At 25.5% G+C, this 23,985-nt stretch carries 30 protein-coding genes; 8 read left to right on the forward strand and 22 right to left on the reverse strand.

The genetic code is table 4. The annotated features are described in order from the left end of the window. The 6 genes from MSROBK_RS08700 to MSROBK_RS08725 form a co-directional block, all read right to left on the reverse strand. On the reverse strand, window positions 1-319 hold a 319-nt coding region (locus tag MSROBK_RS08700), incomplete at its 3' end, for a hypothetical protein (RefSeq protein WP_159373258.1). A 59-nt stretch (window positions 320-378) separates the two neighbouring features. Further along, the gene (locus MSROBK_RS08705; protein WP_159373259.1) at window positions 379-1,884 is read right to left on the reverse strand and encodes a hypothetical protein; all 1,506 of its coding nucleotides are present in this window, start codon (window positions 1,882-1,884) and stop codon (window positions 379-381) included. Between the two features lie 3 nt (window positions 1,885-1,887). Then, window positions 1,888-3,279, reverse strand: coding sequence for a hypothetical protein (locus MSROBK_RS08710; protein WP_040093567.1), 1,392 nt, complete (start codon window positions 3,277-3,279; stop codon window positions 1,888-1,890). Next, window positions 3,272-3,550: a hypothetical protein gene (locus tag MSROBK_RS08715; RefSeq protein ID WP_040093566.1), complete on the reverse strand. Its 279-nt coding sequence runs from the start codon at window positions 3,548-3,550 to the stop codon at window positions 3,272-3,274. Before MSROBK_RS08715 ends, MSROBK_RS08710 begins: the two co-directional genes overlap by 8 nt. Further along, a complete protein-coding gene (locus MSROBK_RS08720) occupies window positions 3,550-5,010 on the reverse strand; it encodes a PBSX family phage terminase large subunit (RefSeq protein WP_040093565.1) in 1,461 nt (486 codons plus the stop codon). The genes MSROBK_RS08715 and MSROBK_RS08720 overlap by 1 nt, the downstream gene beginning before the upstream one ends. Further along, window positions 5,003-5,401: a hypothetical protein gene (locus MSROBK_RS08725; protein ID WP_040092461.1), complete on the reverse strand. Its 399-nt coding sequence runs from the start codon at window positions 5,399-5,401 to the stop codon at window positions 5,003-5,005. Before MSROBK_RS08725 ends, MSROBK_RS08720 begins: the two co-directional genes overlap by 8 nt. Window positions 5,402-5,653: 252 nt before the next feature. Between MSROBK_RS08725 and MSROBK_RS08730 the strand changes: the two genes are divergently transcribed. Then, window positions 5,654-6,997: an Mbov_0401 family ICE element transposase-like protein gene (locus tag MSROBK_RS08730; RefSeq protein WP_084218044.1), complete on the forward strand. Its 1,344-nt coding sequence runs from the start codon at window positions 5,654-5,656 to the stop codon at window positions 6,995-6,997. 194 nt (window positions 6,998-7,191) lie between these two features. On the opposite strand, the gene rny is transcribed toward MSROBK_RS08730, so the two are convergent. The 4 genes from rny to MSROBK_RS08750 all read right to left on the reverse strand — a co-directional run bounded on the left by rny (window position 7,192) and on the right by MSROBK_RS08750 (window position 10,675). Beyond that, window positions 7,192-8,721 (reverse strand): ribonuclease Y, encoded by a 1,530-nt coding sequence (gene rny, locus MSROBK_RS08735; protein ID WP_052443535.1) that lies wholly within the window; start codon window positions 8,719-8,721, stop codon window positions 7,192-7,194. A gap of 68 nt (window positions 8,722-8,789) precedes the next feature. Continuing rightward, on the reverse strand, window positions 8,790-9,326 hold the full coding sequence (locus tag MSROBK_RS08740) for a glycoside hydrolase family 31 family protein (RefSeq protein ID WP_040094084.1): 537 nt from the start codon (window positions 9,324-9,326) through the stop codon (window positions 8,790-8,792). Window positions 9,327-9,566: 240 nt separating this feature from the next. Beyond that, entirely contained in the window at window positions 9,567-10,457 is an 891-nt protein-coding gene (locus MSROBK_RS08745; RefSeq protein ID WP_206780854.1) for an IS3 family transposase, read from the reverse strand. Next, window positions 10,400-10,675, reverse strand: coding sequence for an IS3 family transposase (locus MSROBK_RS08750; RefSeq protein WP_040093310.1), 276 nt, complete (start codon window positions 10,673-10,675; stop codon window positions 10,400-10,402). The genes MSROBK_RS08745 and MSROBK_RS08750 overlap by 58 nt, the downstream gene beginning before the upstream one ends. Before the next feature lie 135 nt (window positions 10,676-10,810). On the opposite strand from MSROBK_RS08750, the gene MSROBK_RS14120 reads away from it, so the two are divergent. Beyond that, window positions 10,811-11,170 carry a transposase family protein gene (locus MSROBK_RS14120; protein WP_416375021.1) on the forward strand — a complete coding sequence of 120 codons (360 nt, stop codon included), beginning with the start codon at window positions 10,811-10,813 and terminating at the stop codon, window positions 11,168-11,170. Further along, window positions 11,167-11,565 (forward strand): transposase, encoded by a 399-nt coding sequence (locus tag MSROBK_RS14125; RefSeq protein WP_416375051.1) that lies wholly within the window; start codon window positions 11,167-11,169, stop codon window positions 11,563-11,565. Before MSROBK_RS14120 ends, MSROBK_RS14125 begins: the two co-directional genes overlap by 4 nt. Before the next feature lie 190 nt (window positions 11,566-11,755). On the opposite strand, the gene MSROBK_RS08760 is transcribed toward MSROBK_RS14125, so the two are convergent. From MSROBK_RS08760 to MSROBK_RS08795, 11 genes are all read right to left on the reverse strand, one after another. Beyond that, on the reverse strand, window positions 11,756-11,962 hold the full coding sequence (locus tag MSROBK_RS08760; protein WP_040094091.1) for a TIM-barrel domain-containing protein: 207 nt from the start codon (window positions 11,960-11,962) through the stop codon (window positions 11,756-11,758). A gap of 150 nt (window positions 11,963-12,112) precedes the next feature. Next, on the reverse strand, window positions 12,113-12,511 hold the full coding sequence (locus tag MSROBK_RS14130; RefSeq protein ID WP_416375422.1) for a transposase family protein: 399 nt from the start codon (window positions 12,509-12,511) through the stop codon (window positions 12,113-12,115). A 45-nt stretch (window positions 12,512-12,556) separates the two neighbouring features. After that, on the reverse strand, window positions 12,557-12,949 hold the full coding sequence (locus tag MSROBK_RS14135) for a transposase family protein (protein WP_040094093.1): 393 nt from the start codon (window positions 12,947-12,949) through the stop codon (window positions 12,557-12,559). A gap of 118 nt (window positions 12,950-13,067) precedes the next feature. Beyond that, complete coding sequence (locus MSROBK_RS08770) at window positions 13,068-13,313, reverse strand: TIM-barrel domain-containing protein (protein ID WP_052443537.1); 246 nt, start codon at window positions 13,311-13,313, stop codon at window positions 13,068-13,070. Window positions 13,314-13,325: 12 nt separating this feature from the next. Continuing rightward, a complete protein-coding gene (locus MSROBK_RS08775; RefSeq protein ID WP_052443538.1) occupies window positions 13,326-14,417 on the reverse strand; it encodes a TIM-barrel domain-containing protein in 1,092 nt (363 codons plus the stop codon). Further along, window positions 14,417-15,331, reverse strand: a complete 915-nt coding sequence (locus MSROBK_RS11835; RefSeq protein ID WP_227991227.1) for a PTS transporter subunit EIIB — start codon at window positions 15,329-15,331, stop codon at window positions 14,417-14,419. The genes MSROBK_RS08775 and MSROBK_RS11835 overlap by 1 nt, the downstream gene beginning before the upstream one ends. A gap of 81 nt (window positions 15,332-15,412) precedes the next feature. Then, window positions 15,413-15,697 carry a PTS transporter subunit EIIC gene (locus tag MSROBK_RS12190; protein WP_242441455.1) on the reverse strand — a complete coding sequence of 95 codons (285 nt, stop codon included), beginning with the start codon at window positions 15,695-15,697 and terminating at the stop codon, window positions 15,413-15,415. Next, a complete protein-coding gene (locus MSROBK_RS12195; protein WP_242441456.1) occupies window positions 15,697-16,335 on the reverse strand; it encodes a PTS transporter subunit EIIC in 639 nt (212 codons plus the stop codon). Before MSROBK_RS12195 ends, MSROBK_RS12190 begins: the two co-directional genes overlap by 1 nt. A gap of 72 nt (window positions 16,336-16,407) precedes the next feature. After that, the gene (locus tag MSROBK_RS08785; protein ID WP_227991230.1) at window positions 16,408-17,070 is read right to left on the reverse strand and encodes a GntR family transcriptional regulator; all 663 of its coding nucleotides are present in this window, start codon (window positions 17,068-17,070) and stop codon (window positions 16,408-16,410) included. Between the two features lie 78 nt (window positions 17,071-17,148). After that, a complete protein-coding gene (locus MSROBK_RS08790) occupies window positions 17,149-17,673 on the reverse strand; it encodes a ferritin (RefSeq protein ID WP_040094097.1) in 525 nt (174 codons plus the stop codon). 36 nt (window positions 17,674-17,709) lie between these two features. Further along, window positions 17,710-19,578 (reverse strand): prolipoprotein diacylglyceryl transferase, encoded by a 1,869-nt coding sequence (locus MSROBK_RS08795; protein WP_040094099.1) that lies wholly within the window; start codon window positions 19,576-19,578, stop codon window positions 17,710-17,712. Window positions 19,579-19,756: 178 nt separating this feature from the next. On the opposite strand from MSROBK_RS08795, the gene MSROBK_RS08800 reads away from it, so the two are divergent. After that, window positions 19,757-20,947: a DUF3137 domain-containing protein gene (locus MSROBK_RS08800; protein WP_040094101.1), complete on the forward strand. Its 1,191-nt coding sequence runs from the start codon at window positions 19,757-19,759 to the stop codon at window positions 20,945-20,947. Between the two features lie 211 nt (window positions 20,948-21,158). On the opposite strand, the gene MSROBK_RS11845 is transcribed toward MSROBK_RS08800, so the two are convergent. Continuing rightward, window positions 21,159-21,545 (reverse strand): alpha-amylase family glycosyl hydrolase, encoded by a 387-nt coding sequence (locus MSROBK_RS11845; RefSeq protein WP_227991232.1) that lies wholly within the window; start codon window positions 21,543-21,545, stop codon window positions 21,159-21,161. A gap of 326 nt (window positions 21,546-21,871) precedes the next feature. Between MSROBK_RS11845 and MSROBK_RS08810 the strand changes: the two genes are divergently transcribed. From MSROBK_RS08810 to MSROBK_RS08825, 4 genes are all read left to right on the forward strand, one after another. After that, on the forward strand, window positions 21,872-22,021 hold the full coding sequence (locus MSROBK_RS08810) for a hypothetical protein (protein WP_084218046.1): 150 nt from the start codon (window positions 21,872-21,874) through the stop codon (window positions 22,019-22,021). Continuing rightward, window positions 22,021-22,272 (forward strand): hypothetical protein, encoded by a 252-nt coding sequence (locus MSROBK_RS08815; protein ID WP_040094103.1) that lies wholly within the window; start codon window positions 22,021-22,023, stop codon window positions 22,270-22,272. The genes MSROBK_RS08810 and MSROBK_RS08815 overlap by 1 nt, the downstream gene beginning before the upstream one ends. A 213-nt stretch (window positions 22,273-22,485) precedes the next feature. After that, window positions 22,486-22,761 (forward strand): IS3 family transposase, encoded by a 276-nt coding sequence (locus MSROBK_RS08820; protein ID WP_040093310.1) that lies wholly within the window; start codon window positions 22,486-22,488, stop codon window positions 22,759-22,761. 32 nt (window positions 22,762-22,793) lie between these two features. Next, a complete protein-coding gene (locus tag MSROBK_RS08825) occupies window positions 22,794-23,594 on the forward strand; it encodes an IS3 family transposase (protein WP_242441493.1) in 801 nt (266 codons plus the stop codon). The last annotated feature ends 391 nt before the right edge of the window (window positions 23,595-23,985 follow it).

Here is a 23,985-nt window from a genome sequence, read left to right on the forward strand (position 1 = left end):
CACCAAATATAGCACCAACTTTGTCGTTCCCTTGTTCTCTAAATATTTCAAATGGTAAATAACCCTTACCTTTTGATTTTCAGACCAAAAAGGCATCATTATAAAAACTATAAATATTAGCACTCATAAAACCATTAAAGTCATTGAAAATTAGGTCATGATTTTCGTCTTGGTTAATTACTCAACCTCATGGAATACCAAATGAAATAAAGTTTAAGAACTTACCAACTCCGCCCGGTATCGTAAAAGGATTAAATACTAATTTTTGAGTATAGTTTAAAGGTAATACGGTAACTTGGCGATTAATAAAATTATTCATATTTAAAATATCTCAAACATTACATGAACCCATTTTGCTATATTCAATTTGAACTTGACCTACTGTATTACCAAATTCATCTTTTCTTCTAAAATATGATGATGCTTGAGTACTAATAATATTATAACATTACCGCCATTTACTTTTATTTTGTTTGGTGGTGTTATTTTTCAATCTTTAGATCAATAAAATTTAGAGTTTTTATCTTCTTTATGAATATTTCTACCAACACTAGAATTAGTTGCTGATGTAGTAGTGGGGTCGGTTATAACAATGCCCTCACTATTTTTCTGTTTTCAAAAATCATATCTACTTTCCATATCTTTTTTTCAATCTTCATAACCAGTTATCATTGTTGGTTGAATACCTTGAATGTTATATCAGCTTACTTCTGGTGATGCATAATTATTAACTTTGTCGGGTGGACAAGGATACATGTTATACATTAATAAATCTCTTGAATTCATAACTTTTTTATTAAATTGACCTTTAATAATTGGCCGACCAATTACAGGCATATCAAAAAAGATAGGATTACCATAAAATTTAACTGCCATTGCTCTAACCCCCGGGTCTTTTAATAAAACTTCATCTAATTCAACAATACCTTTATTTAGTTTTTCATCATAAGTTATTTTAGGAAAACAATAACCTTCACCTGGGGCACTTGTTTGTATAAATTGTCTTACTGATAAACCACTATTACTAATTTTGTCATTAATACTTGAAAATGTAATTTCTTGTCATAAAAAACTACCATCATAAGGTGAATAATAATTAATAACATTAGATGGATATAATCATTGTCTATCTTGTGGTGCAGAATTAATATTACCCCCACCAATATTTAAACCACGGTCATTAAATACAGTATAAAAATTATAATAATCATTAATATTTAATTTATTGACATCTTCATCTAAAATTAATAAAGTATATTGTCTTTCAGTTGATTGTTGAGTAAATACTTGTTCAAATTTAGCTTCACCAAATTGAATTGAACTTCTATCATCAATCATATAAGCATCTCAATATTTCCCAACCTTAACTTCTTTAGTATAAAAATTATCTGCTTTATTATCATTATTCATAAAATAACTTAATTTATATTGCTTTAAGTATTCTAGCATTCTATTAATATCATAAATATTTTCACCATCAATTAATTTTCAATAAACATTATTATTTTCATCTTTTAATTTTATAGCAAAAGGTGTTTCATTATTGGCTCATATAGTTGAATTAATTGGCTGTTTATTAAAATCATCAATCGTTAATATATTAATTTCTTCACCTTTATATTTTTGTACTATTTTTAAACTATTTTGTCATTGAGCAATAGTACTTTCCATATTATCAAATATGCGTGAATAACTACCATAATCACTTGGTTTTGCATTATTAGGTTTTCATCCTGTTTCAGTATCAGGGATATATGAACTATAAACATTAAAAGGAAATACCATTCAATGACGATTGTCTTTTATGTTTTCTCTGATATCTATTAAAGTATCGTGGGCTTGTCTTCTTAATTCTTCGATAACTCCGGGATTAATTCTACTCATTTGTTAATTCTCCTTAATTTCTGTTCTACCTTGTAAGGCATTTTGATTATTACCAGTTTCATCATATTCTAGTAATTTATTATTATGTTCAATTTCTTTGGTTTGCATTTTATCTTGTCATTTTTCTATTTTTTCAAAATATTTGTTTGCTTCTAATTCATCAATATTATCATATTCAGTAATTGCTCTTATTGGTTCCATTGTGCCATTATCTAATCTAGCAGTAATTAATTCATTTTGTCGCATTTGGTCAACTAAACTAGCACTAACAAAATCAAAACCATAAGGTCGTTCACCAACACCATCTCATAAACCATAATATTTTAAAACAGTATCAAATATTTTTGTATAATATTGTTTACGATATGCTTGTAAATATGCTTGTTTTTCTAAATCTTTGGTTTTAGTTAATAAAGATTGTGTTTTATTTTGGTCATTATCTGATTTATCACCAAAAGGACTAGAAAAATGACATGCTAAATATACTTGTTCAATAATTGATTTTTCGTCTTCGGTATATGTTTCTAAGGTTGGTGTACCTTGTACTACTTGTAAAGATTGTGATAATTGACCATCTACTGCTGATTGACCTGATTGAATAAAAATATCATCAAAAGCATCTTGTAATACTTTTTTATTGCCTTTGTTATAAGCAGTCATTAAATCATCATCTAATACCCCATATCAATGAGTACGATTTGCTCATCTTTCTTTTGATTTAATATTAAAACTATCTTCTAAATCAAATTGTAATTTATAACAATTTGCCATAGTAGGCCATGGGTTTAATGTTGTTGAAGTTGATAAAAATAATGGATTAGGTTCATTAATCATTTCTCAAAAAGGGACAATACCTAATTTGTTTTTAAATTCTTGTACTAAAACAGGTCTAACATCATCTTTAATTTGTGTTTTACTTTGCCCAACAACTACTTCATTATTTTTTGGTCAACCTTTAATAATTATTTTATCTTTGGTACAAATTAAATTTAAAATAAAACCACTATCTGATTGATGATAATTTAATCAAATATCAGCACCTTGTTCAATTTCATTTATTTTGCTTACTCTTGAAGTAAAGTTAAATGGGTTAATTCATAAATCAATATTGCCATCACTAGTTTCTAATAAACCAAAGATAGTTTTACCCATTAAACTGGCTGTTAATTCATTTTTATCTAATTTTTCTTTTATTTTATAAGTTTCATATCATCAATTTAATTTTTCTAAAATGTCTTTACGATGAGACTTAAATAAAATATCTTTACCATTTACTAGTCGCATTTGATGGCGAGCAATAATATTTGCTAAATTAATAGTTCAATCATAATTATAAAATTTTAAAACACTATTAATATCATTTAAGTTTGGTAAACTAGGGAAAGTATTATTCATTGTTATTTTGCTCCTTTAATTTTAAAATAAGTGCATAATTAATAATATTTACTGTTAATAAATTTGGTTCATTTGATAAAACTTGTACACATACTTTAATTTTTTGATATTTCTTAATATATTCGTTATATAAATTTAATTTACATATTGCTATATTATCTTTTTTTAATTCTTGACAAAGTCTTTTTTTAACTTGTCCACAAACAGACATATAAGGTCTTTTTGCATTTATTACACGTTCATCATGTATTACATAAATATCTTTTTTCATTAAGTTAATCACTCCCTTTGTTGTCATAATTTATAATCGGATGAACTATTATGTTTAACCATTGGTATTAATTCAAAGTGTAAAGCATAAAAATCACTATCAAATGTATCATCATATAAATCTAACATTCGTTCTTCTCTTACATCGGGTTTATCTTCTCATTGAATTAATTCATATTGGGTTTTACTTACAGGACATTTTTCTCATAATCATTTTAATTGATTAGTATTTATTAACATTGTAAATGCTTCTACACGATGTTTTATTTTAAACTTCTGCTTTTGTGCTGGTTTAAAATTCATGTATTGACCAAAAGTATAATTATATTTTTCTCTATTTAAACTTTCTAATGTTGCATAAGCACTATCATCAACATTAATTGATATTCCTTGTTGTATTAAATTAAAATATTGGTTTAATTGATTGTTGTAAAACTCTAAAATATCTTTTACTTGTTCTAATGGTCCTTTAAATTGTTGCGTAGCATTTGAGTGTGTATATTCAGCAACTTTATAGGCTTTTTTATCAAATGAATTATATATTCAAAAGCTCGATGCTGTTGTATGTCCTTTGGGACTAGTAGAGTTTGCTAAGTCAACACCACCTAATAATTTAGTTGGTTGAATAATATCTGTTGCTTGCATAATATCAATATATCTTGCAAAGATTGAACCACTAGTATTACCGGGCAATCCTCAACTTCATACTCTTGCTCTTTCAATATCTAATTGTTCTAATCTTAATTGTTCATTAACTTTATCTTGTGGTAATTCGTAATTAAGTCTTCAACTAGAATAATGAATAATAATCTTCATATTTCATTTTTCAATATATTTAATTTGTTCATATTTACTACGCATTATTTGTTCATCAAAAGGCATTAATTCATTACAATAACCAACAATATATCTTTTTAAACTCTCAGGATTACATGTATTAATTGTTATTTTATTTTGATAACCACGAATAGCAAACTCTAAATCACTTAAATCTTTTTGTTGAAATTGGTCACATTCTTCTCTTCAATCAATAACTAATTTATATTTATTCAAATCAGCAAAAGCTTTTAATTTTTCTTTCCGACTTGGTGAATGTAAACCTTTACAATATATTTTGCTCCCATTTGATAAAGTAAAAGTAAAATTAGATAAATTAATAGTATAAGGAATATTATTTTCATCTAACATATTTCATATATTTTGAAATACACTATCTTTTAAATCTTTACTCCAATACATACTAGCAATGATACAAATTGGTTCTTTAATCAATAAACTAATTTTTAATAATTCACCAAACATTTTAATATTTGAAATAGTCTTACCACTATATCGTGTCCCAATTTGATTAATTTCATTAACTAACTCATATTTCTTTGCAAAGGGATATTTATTACCAACATTACTATTTTGTAATAACCAATAAGGTGTTTCTAACAAATAAGTAAAATGATTAAGCATTATTATCACTTTCTTTTTTAATATCTCTAATATCCGTTTGTAAATTAACAATTATTGGCTGTTGATTATTTAAGTTTAATTCTTGTTCTAACTGTTTTTCTTGCAGTGAATATTTATAATTAAATGCTCGTTGTCAATATAATTTAGCACCATCAGGTGATTTCATCATAAAATTAATTATTTCACTTTCAATTCTATCAACTTGTTTTTCAAGCAAAGGAACTATCTTTTCGCTCGCATAAGTATCATATCTTCACTTGCGAGAAAGATTGAATTCATTGGTTAAATCATTCAAAGTATATGGTTTATTAGGTGATTTATTTTCTCAAAATTGCTCTATTTTACGATAAAAAGTCGCCAAACTTGCTGTTTTTGGATTAAATTCTTTCATTTTTACTCCTTTTATATGGTTAAATATAAGTAGAGAAAAACATGTACAGAAGAACTTAACAGGGTTCTTTTTTTTTATTATCTATATTTTACATCAAAATAAAAAAAAGTAAATTACTTTACTTTTTTCAGTTAAATTAATTTGCTAATAATTAACACTTAAATTATAACATAATAAATAAAAAATAATATCTTTTTTTGCATTTTTATTATTTTTGTGTTAATGTGTAGAACTAAGGAAAGAGGGTAAAAAATGATGAATGTTGATAACAATTTTATTAATAATTTTATTAATTTATTATATATACAGAGTATTGAAATTATTCAACAAAGTTCAGAAGATTATGATGAATGAATTTTTAAAAATTACAAAATTGATAAAACTTTAAAAGAATTTAAATATTATAAAGTAAAAGATAAAATTGAAAGAACATTAGTAATTTTAAATGGAAAAATAACTTTTAAAAGAAGAAGATATTATAAAATTAATCCAGAAACAGGTAAAGAAGAATATATTTTTCCTTTGGATAAACTTTTAGGAATTGAAAAATGACAAAGAATAGATAATTCTGTTAAAGAAAAAATATTATCATTTATTACTGAGAACAAAAGATATAAAGATATTTTAGATACTATGGAGCATGTAAAAATTAGTTTAATGACAGTATCTAATATTATGAAAAATGCAAAAACTGACGAAGAATATTACTTTAATAAAAGTAATAAAAAAATAGATATTCCACACACTTTATATATTCAAATGGATGGTACTTATTTGAAAATGTTAGATTCAACAAAGCAAGGAAGAAAAAAGATAAAAAAACATACGATAGCATGTACTGTACATACTGGGTATGATGAAGAAAAATATACTGTAAAAAGACCTGTAATCGCAAATAAATTAGGTGTTTTTGAAATGGATAATATTCCAGATTATCTTAAAAAAGAAGCAAATTTAAAACCAGTTCTTATAAAATTATTTACTTTAATTGAAACTCATTTCAAATTGACACCTAATATTGAAATTATGATTTTAGGTGATGGTGCATTATGGATTAAAAATACTAAAAATTTTATGCGTCAATATTTTCCTAAAAATAAAATTCACTATACAATAGATAAATTTCATCTTACAAGTAGATTTAAAAAACTATATCCATATCAAAGTAAAAACAAAGAAAATAGAGAAATATATCATAAAGCAGTTGATAATTTTTATAATGGTAAATATGAGGGATTATTACAGTGTTTAGAAGATAGTAAATCTTTTATAAGCGATGCTAAATTAATTTTTTTGAATAAAACTATTAGATTAATTAAAAATAATAAAGAAGGAATTGAAAACCAAACACTATGGAATAATATTGGTTGTGATATTGAAGGTGATATTTCTCATTATTGAAAAGGCACTATAATTAAAAAAGCTATTTATAGTGAAAAAACTATTAGAAATAAATTAAATGCTAGTATGATGGGATTAAAAAATAAAATTAATTTATTTAATACTAATGAACAATTGTTAGAAGAAAATAAATTTAATTATTCAGTTAATAATTTTGTAAATAATAATTTACAAAAAAACTTATATTTTTATTAGTTTTATCTAAGAAATTAAATAACTTTAATAAAAATGTATTTTTTTTGTGGAAAAATTTAAAAAAATAGAAAAATATATTGACAATAAAATTAAAAGTAATACAATCTAAATAAGTAAGTGGTATATTATTCCACAATTTCTAAGATATTAATTTAAGACCCCAAAATAATTTATACGACCAAAAAATTATTCTTTTAAATAACAGTCTCTGTGATTCGTAATTCTCTAATTACCGTAATAACAATATCTCCTGGGATTGCCTTTGCTTTTTTAATTTTTTCTTTAATATCAATTGCAATTTTATGGGTACGGTCATCATCGCTAATAACTGGATTAACAATAACACGGATTTGACGACCTGCTTGTAAAGCATAAACTGACTGAACGCCAACTACTGTTTGACAGATTTTTTCTAATTCAGACATTCGGGCAATATAATTTTCAAGATTATTATTACGACTCCCTGGGCGTGCTGCTGATAATGTATCAGCTGCAGAAATTAAAACTGAATATGGATTATTAGCAGGAACCTCACTATGGTGTGAAGCAATTGCATTAATAACAATTGAATTTTCACCACATTTTGTTGCTAATTTAACTCCTAAGGTAACATGGCTTCCTTCGTTGTCAAAATCAACTGCTTTTCCAATATCATGTAATAAACCAGCTCGCATTGCAATCGTTGCATCTAAACCTAATTCACTAGCCATTGTTGCTGCTAATTTAGCAACTTCGATTGAATGCAATAAAACATTTTGGCCATAACTAGTTCGATATTTTAAGATTCCTAAATGACGAATCAATTCAATGTCCATATTATCTAATTCTAATTCCGCAACAACTTCTTTTCCTGTTTCTAAAATTGTCATTTCAATTTCATCTTGTTCTAATTTGATTGTTTCTTCAATCCGATTTGGCTGAATCCGCCCATCAATTAATAATTTTTCTAATGTTTTTTTGGCAATTTCACGACGAATAGGATTAAAAGATGAAATTTGAACAACATTTGGAGTATCATCAATGATTAGATCAACTCCAGCAGCAACTTCAAAAGTTCGAATATTACGACCATCTTTCCCAATAATTCGGCCTTTCATATTATCATCTTCTAAATAAACAGAAGTGGTTGTTTTCTCTACCACAATATTAACAGCATACCGTTCAATTGCACTAGTAACAATACTAATCGCTGTTTCTTTAGCATTAATTTTTGCTGTATTCTCAGCATTTTTTAAAAATTCACCAATTTCTTTTTGGTAATGGTCACTTATTTCTTTAAAAAGTACATCTTTCGCTTCTTCAAGAGAATAACCTGCAACTTTTTCAAGTTGTTGAAGATTATGTTCAACTAGTTCTTGGTAATAATTAATCTTTCCCTGTAATTCTTCTTTTTTACGAAACGTTTCTTGTTCTTTACTATGTAATACTTCTTCACGTTCAATAATTAAACGCTCTCTATTTGTTAAGAACTTTTCTGTTTCTAAAAATTCTTCTCGTTTACGAGCTAATTCATTATTCATTTCTTGTCGAATTTGTGCTGCTTCAACTTTTCCATCAGCTTTTGCAACATTAATAATTTTTTTTGCCTTTTCTTCAGCTTGTTTTATTTTTAACTTCGTTTTTTTAATTAATTTAAATCTTAGATATTTTTCACATAAAAACCCAAGAAAGTAAAAACCAATTGCAACAGCAATAATGGTTATTACTCATATAGATATTTCCATAATTATGTCTCCTCTACTTAAAGTATTATATATTATACTCTTTTTTAAGGAAAAAATGTAAATAGCACCTATTTTACAAGATAATTATGATTTGATGAAACATCAAACTTTTTATTTTGATAAGTGATTATAATTAATTTTTCGTTAAGTTTAAACTTTAAGTCGTATTGTGCTGGTAATGTTCCATAAAGATTTAATTTCAATGAAACAGTATCTAATTGTTCAAAATGATAATTATCTTCTTTAATAGTTGGAATAATATTGTTTCCTTTTACAAAAATTAGCATTTCATCAACCGGACAAACCAATAAATAAGATTGCTTTCCAAGATATTTTTTTTCTTTTTGCCCGAACAAAAACCATTCTCCAGCTGGCAAGTAAACTTCTCGCTTTGTTGTTTGTGGTGTTAAAACAGGTGCCACTAATAAATTACTTCCTAAATAAAACTGATCATAAATTAATTGTGCAATTGAATCATCTTCATTTTCCAACACCATTGCTCGCAAAATTGGAACCCCTGTTGTTGCTGCCTCTAATTCACACATTTTAAAATATGGTAATAGTTTTCGTTTTAATTTTGCATATTTTATTGCGTTATCTAACACCCTTGCTGAAAAGTTTTATGGTTCACGCGGGCCAATTCCATGAAAACGTGATAAAGGACATAACATTCCCACTTGTGTTCAACGCATATAAAGGTATTCATCAAATGGTTCTTCACTAGACTTCTTGCGATACCCTTTTTTATTAAAATATTATTATAAAATATAATTTATGAGGACATAAAAATATGAACAATAATAAATTTAATACTCTTGGAATGGCAAGGGTTTTTTGGACAAATTTTATGTAGAGTAAAGATTTTTATATTCAATTGGTGTTAAATAATTTAATTTGCTGTGAATTCGTACATTATTGTATCAATTAACATAGTCAAATAATTCTAATTTAAATTGTTCAATATTTTTAAATTTTCTGTTTTTAATTAATTCTGTTTTTAAAATTTTATAGGTTGATTCAGAAACAGCATTATCATAAGGACAGCCTGGTTTACTATAAGATTTTGCAACATTGTTTTTAGCTAAAAGATTGTAAATGATATTGTTATTAAATTCGCTGCCTTGATCAGTATGAAATATTTTAATATTATCTAAAGAAAAACTAAGCTTTTTAAAAGTATTTTCAACTAATTTGGCATCTTTATGAGAACTAACATCATAACCAATAACTTCACGATTAAATAAATCAATTAGAAAGCACACATAATATCATTTGCTATTGATAGCAACTTGTGTTAAATCACTGACAACAACTTCATGTAGTTTATAATTATTAAATTCTTGATTTAACAAATTATGATATTTGTATATAGCGTTTTTGTTACTTTGATGTTTATATTTAAGTTTTGTATAATTGGAAATTAAGTTATATCTTTGCATTATTTTACTAATTTTTATTCGTGATAATAAAATATTTTGTTGTGCTAACATAACTTTAATTTTTCTTGTGCCATAATTTTTACGACTTTTTAAGAAAATAATGATAACAGCATTATCAATAGTATGGTTTGATTTAGGATTATTTGATTTCAATTGATAATAAAACGTTGATCTAGGAACTTTTAGTGTTTTGCATAAATTAGTAATTGCATATTTTTCTTTGTTGTTTTTAATAATTACTATTTTTTGCCTATTATCAGTGTGGCTTGCTTTAAAATATCATTTTCCATTCGTAATTGTTTAATTTCTTTTCTTAGATGAATTAGTTCATTTTCTTCTGGGCTTCGATTATCTTTTGCTTTAAATGAACCAGAATTATTGAATTCATGAATTCATTTTCAAACTGTTGATTTACCGACCTGATAGTCACTGGACAATTGTTTTGCTGTTTTACCTGTTTTATAAAGACTAACAATTTGTTGTTTAAATTCATCGGTATAATGATTCTTTGCCATAATTACACCTCCATTTATTAATTTAATTATAATCCTTACTCCACATTATTGTTGTCCAATTTATCTTAACCCATCCATCTTAATGATAGAGAATGGTTAAGATTAACAGGAATAAAAAAATCCACTTTTAATAAAATGTTAGATATTTTAAAAGTTGCTGAAATAGAAAAATTTAAAAAAGGTGGTAAAACTAATAAATTATCATTAGAAAATAGATTATTGATGACTTTATTATATTGACGAGAATATCAGACTTATTTTCATCTTGGTAAAAGTTTTGATATTAGTGAGGCTAATTGTTATCGTAATATTAAGTGAATTGAAGATATTTTAATTAAAAACTCTGATTTTCAACAACTTGCTGGTAAAAAAGCACTAATAAATGATTATTTTAATGATAAAATTATTATTATTGATGCTACCGAAACTCCAATCCAACGCCCAAAAAAAGACAAAAACAATCTTATTCTGGTAAAAAGAAAAAACACACGATAAAAACACAAGTAATTATCGAACAAGAAACCAAAAAAATTATTGCAACAAGTTTTTCGCTCGGAAAAAAACATGATTATGCTTTATTTAAAGAATCAAAAAGCCCAATTTTAAAAAATACCAAATTAATAGTTGATAGTGGTTATCAAGGAATACAAAAAAATCACAATAATGTTCTAATACCTACAAAGAAAACAAAGAAAAACCCTTTAAACAAAGAACAAAAGCAATATAATAGACTAGTTTCAAAAATGAGAATTATTATTGAAAATATTTTTGCTATTCTTAAAAAATTTAAAATTATTACAGAAAAATATCGTAATCGAAGAAAAAGATTTGGTTTAAGATTTAATTTAATTGCCTCAATTTATAATTTACAATTATTATATTTAACATAAAATATTTATTTAAATTTAAATAATTTAAATAATAAATTAATTTTTCGTTGTGGAAAAATATTAAATTTTTAAATAAAAAACATAATTAATTAAAATTATATTTTTCTATTAGTATCTTTTTTACAAATATTTGCAATTTTTTAACAAGTAATGCAAGAAGTCTACTATAAAAACCACCAATGTCAGTTCCTTATGCCATTTCCCCACTCATTCCTAACGATAACCCCGCATTTAAATGAATCTTTAATTCTGTAAAATTTGAATAACTATCACCAGATCATTTTTCTGAGAAGCGTTGTGTGCCAATATATCCTGGCCGGCAAAAAGATAATGTTTTGTTTGGCCCAAAATACTTAACACTAGCATCATATGCTGTTTTACAATAGACTTCTTGCATTACTTGTTAAAAAATTGCAAATATTTGTAAAAAAGATACTAATAGAAAAATATAATTTTAATTAATTATGTTTTTTATTTAAAAATTTAATATTTTTCCACAACGAAAAATTAATTTATTATTTAAATTATTTAATTTTAAATAAATATTTTATGTTAAATATAATAATTGTAAATTATAAATTGAGGCAATTAAATTAAATCTTAAACCAAATCTTTTTCTTCGATTACGATATTTTTCTGTAATAATTTTAAATTTTTTAAGAATAGCAAAAATATTTTCAATAATAATTCTCATTTTTGAAACTAGTCTATTATATTGCTTTTGTTCTTTGTTTAAAGGGTTTTTATTTGTTTTCTTTGTAGGTATTAGAACATTATTGTGATTTTTTTGTATTCCTTGATAACCACTATCAACTATTAATTTGGTATTTTTTAAAATTGGGATTTTTGATTTTTTAAATAAAGCATAATCATGTTTTTTTCCGAGCGAAAAACTTGTTGCAATAATTTTTTTGGTTTCTTGTTCGATAATTACTTGTGTTTTGATCGTGTGTTTTTTCTTTTTACCAGAATAAGATTGTTTTTGTCTTTTTTATGGGCGTTGGATTGAAGTTTCGGTAGCATCAATAATAATAGTTTTATCATTAAAATAATCATTTATTAGTGCTTTTTTACCAGCAAGTTGTTGAAAATCAGAGTTTTTAATTAAAATATCTTCAATTCACTTAATATTACGATAAAAATTAGCCTCACTAATATCAAAACTTTTACCAAGATGAAAATAAGTCTGATATTCTCGTCAATATAATAAAGTCATCAATAATCTATTTTCTAATGATAATTTATTAGTTTTACCACCTTTTTTAAATTTTTCTATTTCAGCAACTTTTAAAATATCTAACATTTTATTAAAAGTGGATTTTTTTATTCCTGTTAATCTTAACCATTCTCTATCATTAAGAGTATTAAATTTATTATTGTTCATATTTTTATGTCCTCATAAATTATATTTTATAATAATATTTTAATAAAAAAGGGTATCGCAAGAAGTCTAATATAAAAAATGATAATATTGGCGAAATTCTTCTCCCGTTAAACCGTTATTAAAATAAGCATTGGGTGGGATTGGGTGGGATACCATCCCCATAATCTGGTTTAACAAATCGTAATCCTAATTTAAATAATTTTTGCAATTCATCTTGATATCACTTAACAGCAGCTGGATTAGTAAAATCAACAATACCACAATTTGTTTGATAAGTTTCGGTTCCTGTTAGCGGATTGGCATATGAATTATCATTTGTTATTTTTACTAAATAATTATTTTTCAAAGCAATTTGTCAATTCACACTATTATCAGCTTATAAATAATGGTTAATTCAAAAACAAACGGCAATGTTTTTTGTTTTTAATTGAGCAAATAATTCTTGAAAAGAACCAAAAGCATTTTCGTTATACTCAAAGTTACAACTTTTTGTATAGCGGTTTTCTAATCATTTTGGGTCCAAACAAATAACATCTAATGGGAAATTAACTTTGTTGCTTTTTTCAATTTCTGCTCACAATTCAGCTTTATTATGATAATACAAGCGATTACATCATATCCCATAACTCAAATCAAGGATTTCTGTTGGTTTACCAGTTAAGTCGGTATACTGACTAATCAGTTCCTTCATTGTTGACCCCGTAAAAAAATAAAGGTCTAAACAGGATTCAAAACTAAGGAAACTAATAGCATCAGTTACTGGCGAACCAATTTCAAAACTAGTTTGTTCACCAGTATTAACTAATACTCCTCATTTTTTTGTTGAATAAAATAACGGCAATCCGTTATATGCTAAATCATGATTTGCAACACAAGAATTATCACTATTTCAAATCGTTGTCTCAATTCCATTTTTAACTAAAAAACGAAATTTTTCCCCCAACCCATATATTTTTTCATCATTCATTAACCAAAACGACATAAATGGTTGTCATTCATTACTTTTACCAATTTTTCAACCTAATGGGGGCGTACGATAATTTTCAAACATTTCATATCCTTTACGAGTATTGGTTTTAAATTTAACAACAGCATTGCAATCAAGTAATGTTATTTGAAAGGGTTCCTTTTGAATTACCAACTTTTCATTCTTTAATAATTTTATTTCAAAATAATTAGGATGATTAATTAAATCAATTTTCTTAAGATTTAATGAGTTTAAATGCTCAGCAAATCGACTATTATTTATCTTTTTTTGATAATACTGTAAGTTAATGATTCCATTAGAATATAATGTTATTTTTAAAGTTGATTTTTGTAAATTACTTAATGTAACTTCAAGATATAAACTATCATCTTGCCATCAAAAATCACTAATTTTTCTAACAACAGCATAATCATAGTTAAGATCAAAAAATGGTTTCTTTTGGGGAAATGAATATGCTAATAAATTCTTATCTTTAATCATTAATATTTCTCCTCCCCTTCTGCAATTTGATCACTTAAGTATTCATCAATTTTTTCTTTATAAATGCTTACTTTTGGTCCATAAACAATTTGATAATACTTTCCTTGCTTAATAACCCCAATCGCACCTGTTTCTTCTTTAAATTTATCAACCACTTTTTTATCATCTTTAACAACAACTCGTAATCTAGTCATACAACAATCAACTTCTTCAATATTTTCTGCCGTTCCAAGTAAACTAACAATTTTATGAATTATTTTGTCATTACCCCCCCCCGTTTCTTTTTGATTAGGGGTCAAGGAAAAAACAATATTAACTTCTTCACCAACACCAGGAATATTTGGTTTTAATCTTTTTGTTAACCCATAAAAGATTCCAAAGTAAATTGCGAGAAAAAGAGCACTAACTAAAATAAATCAACAACCATCTAATCATAAATTAGTTTTAATATTGTCTGTAATTAATGTTGTTGGTCCTAATACTAAAAAGTATTTCATAATAATTTCAATTGCTCCAAAAGCATGAATTCGCATCGGAACTAAATCAGCCATCCTAAAAGCCATTCCTGTCATTACCGCGTGTGCTAAATATAATAATGGTGCTGTATACATAAAAATAAATTCAATTGGTTCTGTCACACCGGTTAATAAGCAAGCTAATCCCCCAGAAATATAAATTGATTTATATTTAACGCGATTAGTTTTACTAATTGCATACATCATTCCAATTCCAGCACCAATTAATGACCCTGTTGAAGTAACCATTTGTCCAACTTTAAAACGCACTGGTTCAAAAGCGTTCATTACAATTTGATAAACATCATTAACCCCCGTTGAATTTGGAACAATATTATTTGCATATTCCGTTCAATTATTTTTAACTAAATTTAACGCTGTAATTCAGGTATATAACATTTGTTCTTGTCCTTCTGAAACTAAACTCTTTTTATCAACTAAATGCTCAGCAACAGTATAATCAAAAAAAGCTACCAGTTCTTATTTTGTAAGCGGATAATTTTCAAATAAAGTATCTGAGAAAGTATTAACACTAGTATAATCTAAAACCCCACCTAATGAAGTATAATTCATTGGAATGGTAATCATGTGATGTAATCCAAATGGTAATAGTAAACGTTCTAAAAAACCATAACCAAAGGGGATAATAAACGGAATTTTATTATTTAAAGCAATACTCTTTCCAATAACATTTATTCCCGTTTGAATTAATGGTCAAAATAAAGACAAAGTAATTGCGATTGGTAAAGAAATTACAATTACCATTAATGGTACAAAACGTGGGCCATTAAAAAAGATAATGCGTTAGGTAACCGATTAAAAGCAAAAAATTTATTGTAAACCCCAGCTCCAATAAAACCAGTAATAATTCCTCCTAATGCGTCGAAGCGAAGCGAATAAACGCCTTCTTGATTACTAAAATAATCTTTTTGGTTGGTTCATTTTCCCCCTAAAATATAATTCATAAACTCAGTTCCATCAGTTCCTGTTCTTGTTACAAAAAATGTTGCTCCAACACTTAATAATGTTAAATAAGCAATTGCTCCAGCAAAACAACCCCCTGCTCTGTTTTTAGCTCATAATCCACCAATGGCAATGGCAAACAACAATCCAATATGACGAAATGGCATCCAACCAATTGTCTCAATAATTGTTCCAATATGGTTGGCTACTTTGGTAATACTCGTAATTTGGCCAAAACCTAATGGTCCAATAATCTTACCAACAACAATAAACAATCCGGCAACTGGCAAAATTGCAATCATTGTTAAAATTGCTTTAGCAAATTTATTAATTCCAATTTTAAATTGTGAATTCTTTCCCCCTTCAAATGTCGCTTTAATTTTGTTTTTTAATTTCATAAAATAGTTTTCTTTTTTCCTTAAATTTTCTGATTTTGCCATTTTTGATTTCTCCCTTCAATTTTAATTTTATTTGCCAAAATAAAAATAAGAACTTGTCGTAACAAGTTCTTATTAAAAATAATTTACTTTATAAAATTCAAATTTTTCAGGTTGATATGTTTCTTTACTACATTCAACAACTTCATGATATTCAGAAAAAGTAATTGAATATTTTTTCGGGATATATGTTTTAAAATTTAACTGCAAAAACTTTTTGTCATAGATATTAGGTAATTCTAAGCCTAAATATTTCAGGTTATTAACTAGCGTAATATTACGAGAGTTAATATAAGATAATAAACTATCTTCACAATCTTTAAAATTAAGATTTTTTAAAATTGTTTTATTAACTCAAATAATAGAATATTTTTTAATCTGATCATTTTGATAACGAACTTTAATTAAACTCATAAAATCATTATCCGAACATTGATATGTATCAATAAAATATGAATCAAACGGAATATTAACAACATATAATTTATTAACTGCACTGTCATATTTTTTTGAAAACGATATTTCTGTGCTTCAAAAGGCTTGATTTAAAGTAAAATAACCTTTCCCCTGCAGACTATAAATCATATTTTCCCCAATTAACTTTTTAAATGCATCACGAACAGTCGTTCGACTAACCTGATATTGTTTCATCAGCATTGCTTCTGATGGCAATTTTAAACCTGGCTTGCCCTTAATTATCATTGTTTTTAAATTGTCTTCTAATGCTTTACTTCTCATAATATTAATTTTAAATTGGAAATCAATAAAAAATACTTTTTCTTTTAAAATTAAAAATTTTTAAAAGAAAAAGTATTATTATGCATGTGGACTAAATGGATCAATAACTGCTAAAGTATCTGGTTCTTCTTTTGCTCCCATTTTATCATCAATATTATAATAGCTATTATCTGACATTTTAATTCAATCAATAATATCTTTTATTTCCGCTAATTCTTCATAAAAATCAATTATAAATCAATCATAAAATTTATAAGTTACTAAATCACCAACTTCTTGCGCATGATGTGCTAATTTATTGGTTAAATCAGCAAAATATGCCCGTTTTGTTTGATAGGTTTCCATTAGTTCAGTAATATTTTTAACATTATGATATTCTTCAGTAATATTTTTTACTTCATAATGACCATCACGATCTAATACAAAGTTCATAATTCGACGTTGATGTAAAATTTCGTCTTGGGCTTGAACTTGAAAATAATGACTAAAACCAGGAAAACCTAATTTTTCAGCGGCTGAACTTAAATTATAACAAAAAAATTGCATTTTAAGATGTTCATTAATATATTGTTGTAAGTCTTTTTCCATCTCTTTTGTTAACATAACTCTCCCCCTCTTTCTACTTCCATTGTACACTTTTTATTGTCAGTTTAATTTAAAACAAACTTTTTTATTAAAATAATAAAATTGGTTTTCTTTAAATTTGAATTTTGATACTTCAATTTTTTTAGCATCTGGGCTAATTTTTAATTCATCAAAATTAATTAATTCATTAAGATTAAGGTTAAAAATAGTTGTTTTCTTCTCATTAATATTTGGATAAAACTTATTCCAAATTACTTTAATTTGCGTTGCTGTTTCATTATGATGAGCAAGATCATTTAATAATGTTCCAAATTGTTGATTTGATAATGTTAAATATTGATTATTATTTGGTTTAGTTAATTTTAACGTTGCATGTTTTAAAACTTTGCTTAAATCAACTTTATATGTTTGATTAACAACTAAATCATCAATAAACTTATTGTTTTTGGTTGGTAACGCGACAATTTTAAAGCTATAATTAGTAATTTCATTATTAGTTAAAGTTTGATCATTGGCTTTAAAATATTTTAATTCAAAATATTTATCAAAAGTTTCATCTTGATAACCTAGGAATTCCATTACTTTTATTTTAATAATCGTTGGTAATTTATCAACATAGTTGTCTTCTCCAATAACGATATTATTAGTTAAATATTTATCAAATTTTCAAGTTTGTAAACTTTCAAAATCAACATATTCTTTTTCATAAATAAAACCATTTTTACGGAATTTTCTTGGAGCTCCTAATTGCGCATAAACTGCTAATACTAATCCCAATACTGCAATTAAAATTAAAACAGCATAATCTAATTTCCGATAATTTTTAATAAATAATGTTGAGACATCATCACGTTGTGTTTCAAGAACAAAACGAATTAAATTTCATAAAAAGAAATAAAAACCAGTTTGCACTCCACTACGTGTTATTGAATAACGACCAGGATTATTTAATTTTGTTAATTGGGCACTATCATTGTGTCACCATCTTTTAAAAGTATTACCTAGTTCTGATTTCGATTTAGTAATTGATACTTTTGGCATTTCATCTAATTGTTTTTGCGTTGGCACATAATTAAAATACGCTTTATCCCAAACTTCTTTTCATGTCATTTTATCTTTTTTAATATATTTCCGATTAAAGAAATGAATAAAATTATATTTTAAATCAAAAGGATATTCTTTTGAATCTTTTTTCCATGGTTTTTTACTAAATAATTGACCAGCAAACGGAATAAAGAAAGTAATGAATAATCACGCTAAAAAGTTGAAGAACGATTCATATAAGAAGATTGGTTGACGAAAGACAATTTGTCCGCCAACTGTTTCTGGTGATAAACCATCTCATTGTCATAAGTTATCACGAATAAATGCTGGTAATCAACGTAATGAATCATAAGAAGCAACACTCCCCAATAATTCGTGATTAAAGAAATTACCTCAACGCCCTAATACTTGTCCCAATAAAATATTTGGAATAATCGCATCAGTGTAAACTCAAAGAGAAACTTTTGCTTTTCGTCCAACAATCCCAAAGACAATTAAACCAGCAATAGTTCCAAACAGAACACCACCATGAATACTCATTCCTGCTTTTCAAAAGGCAAATAATGATCAAAATGGTACGGCTCCTGGTTCTGTTACTCATAGATTATGAATATCATTATTAACTTTTCCAAAAAAACTAGCACCAAATAATGAAAAAGGAATAATAACAAAAATTGACCAAATTAAAGGTTCAATTGGAATCTTCTTAATTTTTAACCGAATAAAACAGACTAAAACAGATAAAATCATTCCCGTTGTAATAAATACAGCATACATATGAACTCAACCACCATATGTTGCTAAAATATCATACGGCGTATTCGTTGGGGTAATTCAATTCGGAGAAGGTGGACCACTTGTTAATAAGATGTTACTCATTTAATTTTTCACTCCTTTTATTAATAATTAATTACTAAATAATCAATGCATAATAATTATATACCAAGTTCTAATAAAAAAGTACACTTATTTTTACAACATATTTGTAATTCTCTTCTTTTTAAATTATAATTTACCCAAATTAATATAAACATTAGAAAGCGAAGTGAAATTAGAAATGAACAATACTGCGTTATCAGGAGCAGCAGTTAATAAAATTAAAACTCTTCATCAAGAACATCTTCAACAACACTATAAAAAAATTACTAGTTTTTCACGAAAATCAATTATAATCGACATTATTTTTTGTATCTTAATTACAATTTTAGCAACATCTTTGCTAGTAGGAATTATCCTTAAAATTGTCAATACTAATAATAATCAATTACAATTTTATCTTATCTATCTTACCTTACCACTATTGGTGGTAACAATTATTATTTATATTTTAATCAAAGCTGGCGCTGTTAGCATTAGTCTCTTTCTTAACCGCTTAGATTATAATGCATATTACCGAATTGCAATTGAAGATCTTTGAAAAGATGAAATTACCCTTGATGAAGTAAGCAACAACTTTAAAATTATCCCCGAACCAAATTTTACTAGTTTTAGTAAAGACCCAAAAAAAAATAATCTTTTACAACAAAGTTTAATTCGAGTAAGTAGTTTAGAAGAAAAACTAGATAATAAAATTATTAACGGAACAACAAAAAATAACACATTTTCATTGGGTGTTATTACTGTTCGAAAAACAATGGTTTTTTTAAAAACATTAATTTTTTGTCTTCTTATTGGTCTAATTATTTTGGCTAGTCTTTCTAATAGTAAAGGCAAAGATGCAAAAACATCAAATAGCATTGCTAATGGTATTAATATGACTTACTTACTATTATGAATTGAAATTAAGCGATCAGAAAACTACTTTTTCTTTACTGCAACATTACCAAAAAACTTTGAAATTGAAGCAAATATTGTTCCTCATCAAAACAAATTTAAAAAGTTTATTTTAAATAACAAAGAAATTCAACTAGAAGGAACAGAATTTTCGAACTTATTTGATACTAATACAACTGATCCAGTTGAATTACGAAAGATTTTAACACCAAAAGTAATGGCTAATTTAATTGATAATAGTAATAAATATCAAGAAGTTTTATCAATGTCTTTTGTTAATAATAAGTTTACTTTACTGCTTGATAAATATTATTATAGTAAAAAAGCACATCATCAAGATCAAATTTGAAAACCAATTATTGCAAGGAACAAAAATATTCAAGACTGTATTGATGATTTAATTGCTAAAATTGAATTAGATTTAAGTCATTTAAAAAAGGGATTAGATTATTTAACTGGGTTTGACATTAAATAATCAAAAATTATTACTTGATATGGTTTAATTTTTTTATCAAAAGTTTGATAATTGTTATAAACAATTTTAAAATTAGGTGCCTTATCATCAAGCATAATTTCTTGGTTTGACAAATTAATAATTACTAAAAATTTTTGATCCTGATAAGAACGATAAAAACTTAGTACAACAGGATTAAGCTCAATAAAATCAATTTGGCCATAACTAAAGGCTAATTTTTTTTGCGGAACTGAATTAAAAATTGATATGCTTTAAAAATTGATTGGGAACTATGATAATCTTTTTCCCAGTTAACTTTTAAATAATTTGTATTTACATTAATTCATGGTTGATGAGAACTAAATCCACTAAACTGCTGATCATTTCATTGCATTGGTGTTCGATCATTATCCCGTGAACGTGCACTAAGAACCTTTAAAATTGCAGATCTTTCATAACCCTTTTGTTGCAAAATTTGATAATAATTGATTGATTCAATATCTTTCAGTTGATTAATATTTTGATAATCATTATTTTCCATCCCAAATTCTTCCCCTTGATAAAGATATGGTGTTTCCCCTGGGAGTGTTGCAAAGATACGGGTTTTAGTTAAAAACAAGATATAATCTTGTTTTTTCTTTTATATATAGAAATTATTAATATTAAAGTTATTATTTTTTAAAAATTTTAAGGAGTTGGAATTATGCAAACAAAGCAATATTTTATTTTGCGGTCGTTAGTAAAAAAGTATGGTAAAGATAATGTTATTAATATTGTCAATAAGATTGCATAATGATATTGAAATTAAAAAGTAAAGAATAAATTATCCGCGTAATTTATTAGCGGGTAATTTATTCAATAATGTTTTTTAAGTGGAGCAAAGCGACAACGAGCGGAGCGAGTTTGCAAATTTCAATTTTTTAATTTATTGAAAGGAGATATATTATGCCAGTTTGATTAACGACAATTTTTAGTGTTGTTATTATATTAGGTATTTTTGCGTGAATTGGTTTATCAATTTATCAAAAAATTAGACAAATTAAAGGTAAGAAAAAAGATAAGAAAGAAATTGAAAATAAGGAGGATAAAAAATAATGTTAGGTATGTATTTAACAACAGTGGTTAATTTTTTAGCAGTTGGTGATAAACCTACTATTTCAGATGGAATGGGTTCTATTTGAAGTGGTTTAGGGCAAGCAATGATGAAAGTTAAAGAAGCAATTTATGCTGTATTACCACAATTAATGACTTTTTTAGGTGATGCATGAATTATTTTAATTCCATTTGGTATTTTTGTAATTATTAAGATTTTAAACTTTTTCCGTGTTATGGTTAAAGGATTTTAATATTTATTATAATTGATCATATATCTTAGCTGTGGCACACTAGTTTTTATATGTGATTTTATTAAATAATTTTATTGTTTATTTTTACACTATACACTGTTTACAAATTTATTTTTTAATAAATTTTATTATTATTTGGATGGGTTAAGATAAATTGGACAACAATAATGTGGAGTAAGGATTATAATTAAATTAATAAATGGAGGTGTAATTATGGCAAAGAATCATTATACCGATGAATTTAAACAACAAATTGTTAGTCTTTATAAAACAGGTAAAACAGCAAAACAATTGTCCAGTGACTATCAGGTCGGTAAATCAACAGTTTGAAAATGAATTCATGAATTCAATAATTCTGGTTCATTTAAAGCAAAAGATAATCGAAGCCCAGAAGAAAATGAACTAATTCATCTAAGAAAAGAAATTAAACAATTACGAATGGAAAATGATATTTTAAAGCAAGCCACACTGATAATAGGCAAAAAATAGTAATTATTAAAAACAACAAAGAAAAATATGCAATTACTAATTTATGCAAAACACTAAAAGTTCCTAGATCAACGTTTTATTATCAATTGAAATCAAATAATCCTAAATCAAACCATACTATTGATAATGCTGTTATCATTATTTTCTTAAAAAGTCGTAAAAATTATGGCACAAGAAAAATTAAAGTTATGTTAGCACAACAAAATATTTTATTATCACGAATAAAAATTAGTAAAATAATGCAAAGATATAACTTAATTTCCAATTATACAAAACTTAAATATAAACATCAAAGTAACAAAAACGCTATATACAAATATCATAATTTGTTAAATCAAGAATTTAATAATTATAAACTACATGAAGTTGTTGTCAGTGATTTAACACAAGTTGCTATCAATAGCAAATGATATTATGTGTGCTTTCTAATTGATTTATTTAATCGTGAAGTTATTGGTTATGATGTTAGTTCTCATAAAGATGCCAAATTAGTTGAAAATACTTTTAAAAAGCTTAGTTTTTCTTTAGATAATATTAAAATATTTCATACTGATCAAGGCAGCGAATTTAATAACAATATCATTTACAATCTTTTAGCTAAAAACAATGTTGCAAAATCTTATAGTAAACCAGGCTGTCCTTATGATAATGCTGTTTCTGAATCAACCTATAAAATTTTAAAAACAGAATTAATTAAAAACAGAAAATTTAAAAATATTGAACAATTTAAATTAGAATTATTTTACTATGTTAATTGATACAATAATGTACGAATTCACAGCAAATTAAATTATTTAACACCAATTGAATATAAAAATCTTTACTCTACATAAAATTTGTCCAAAAAACCCTTGCCATTCCAATTATGAAAAATATTTTTTTAGTAGGATTTATTTGTAAACAGTGTATAGTGTAAAAATATCAATTTAATTATATTTAAGGTATTATTATGGTTTTCTCTCTGTATAAAAATATTTATAAATTTGTTAATTTATTAAAAATTCAAATAATAAATTTAAAAGTTATTATTAAAACTATTCTTATTGAAATAATTGTTTTAATTGGTGATACCATTCATGATAATCAAAAAATAGATGGTATCACATTTGTAAAAAATTAATTTATTAAATAGACTTCTTGCATTACTTGTTAAAAAATTGCAAATATTTGTAAAAAAGATACTAATAGAAAAATATAATTTTAATTAATTATGTTTTTTATTTA

The sequence above is a fragment of the Spiroplasma poulsonii genome (genome assembly GCF_009866525.1).
Classification (GTDB): Bacteria; Bacillota_I; Bacilli_A; order Mycoplasmatales; family Mycoplasmataceae; genus Spiroplasma; species Spiroplasma poulsonii.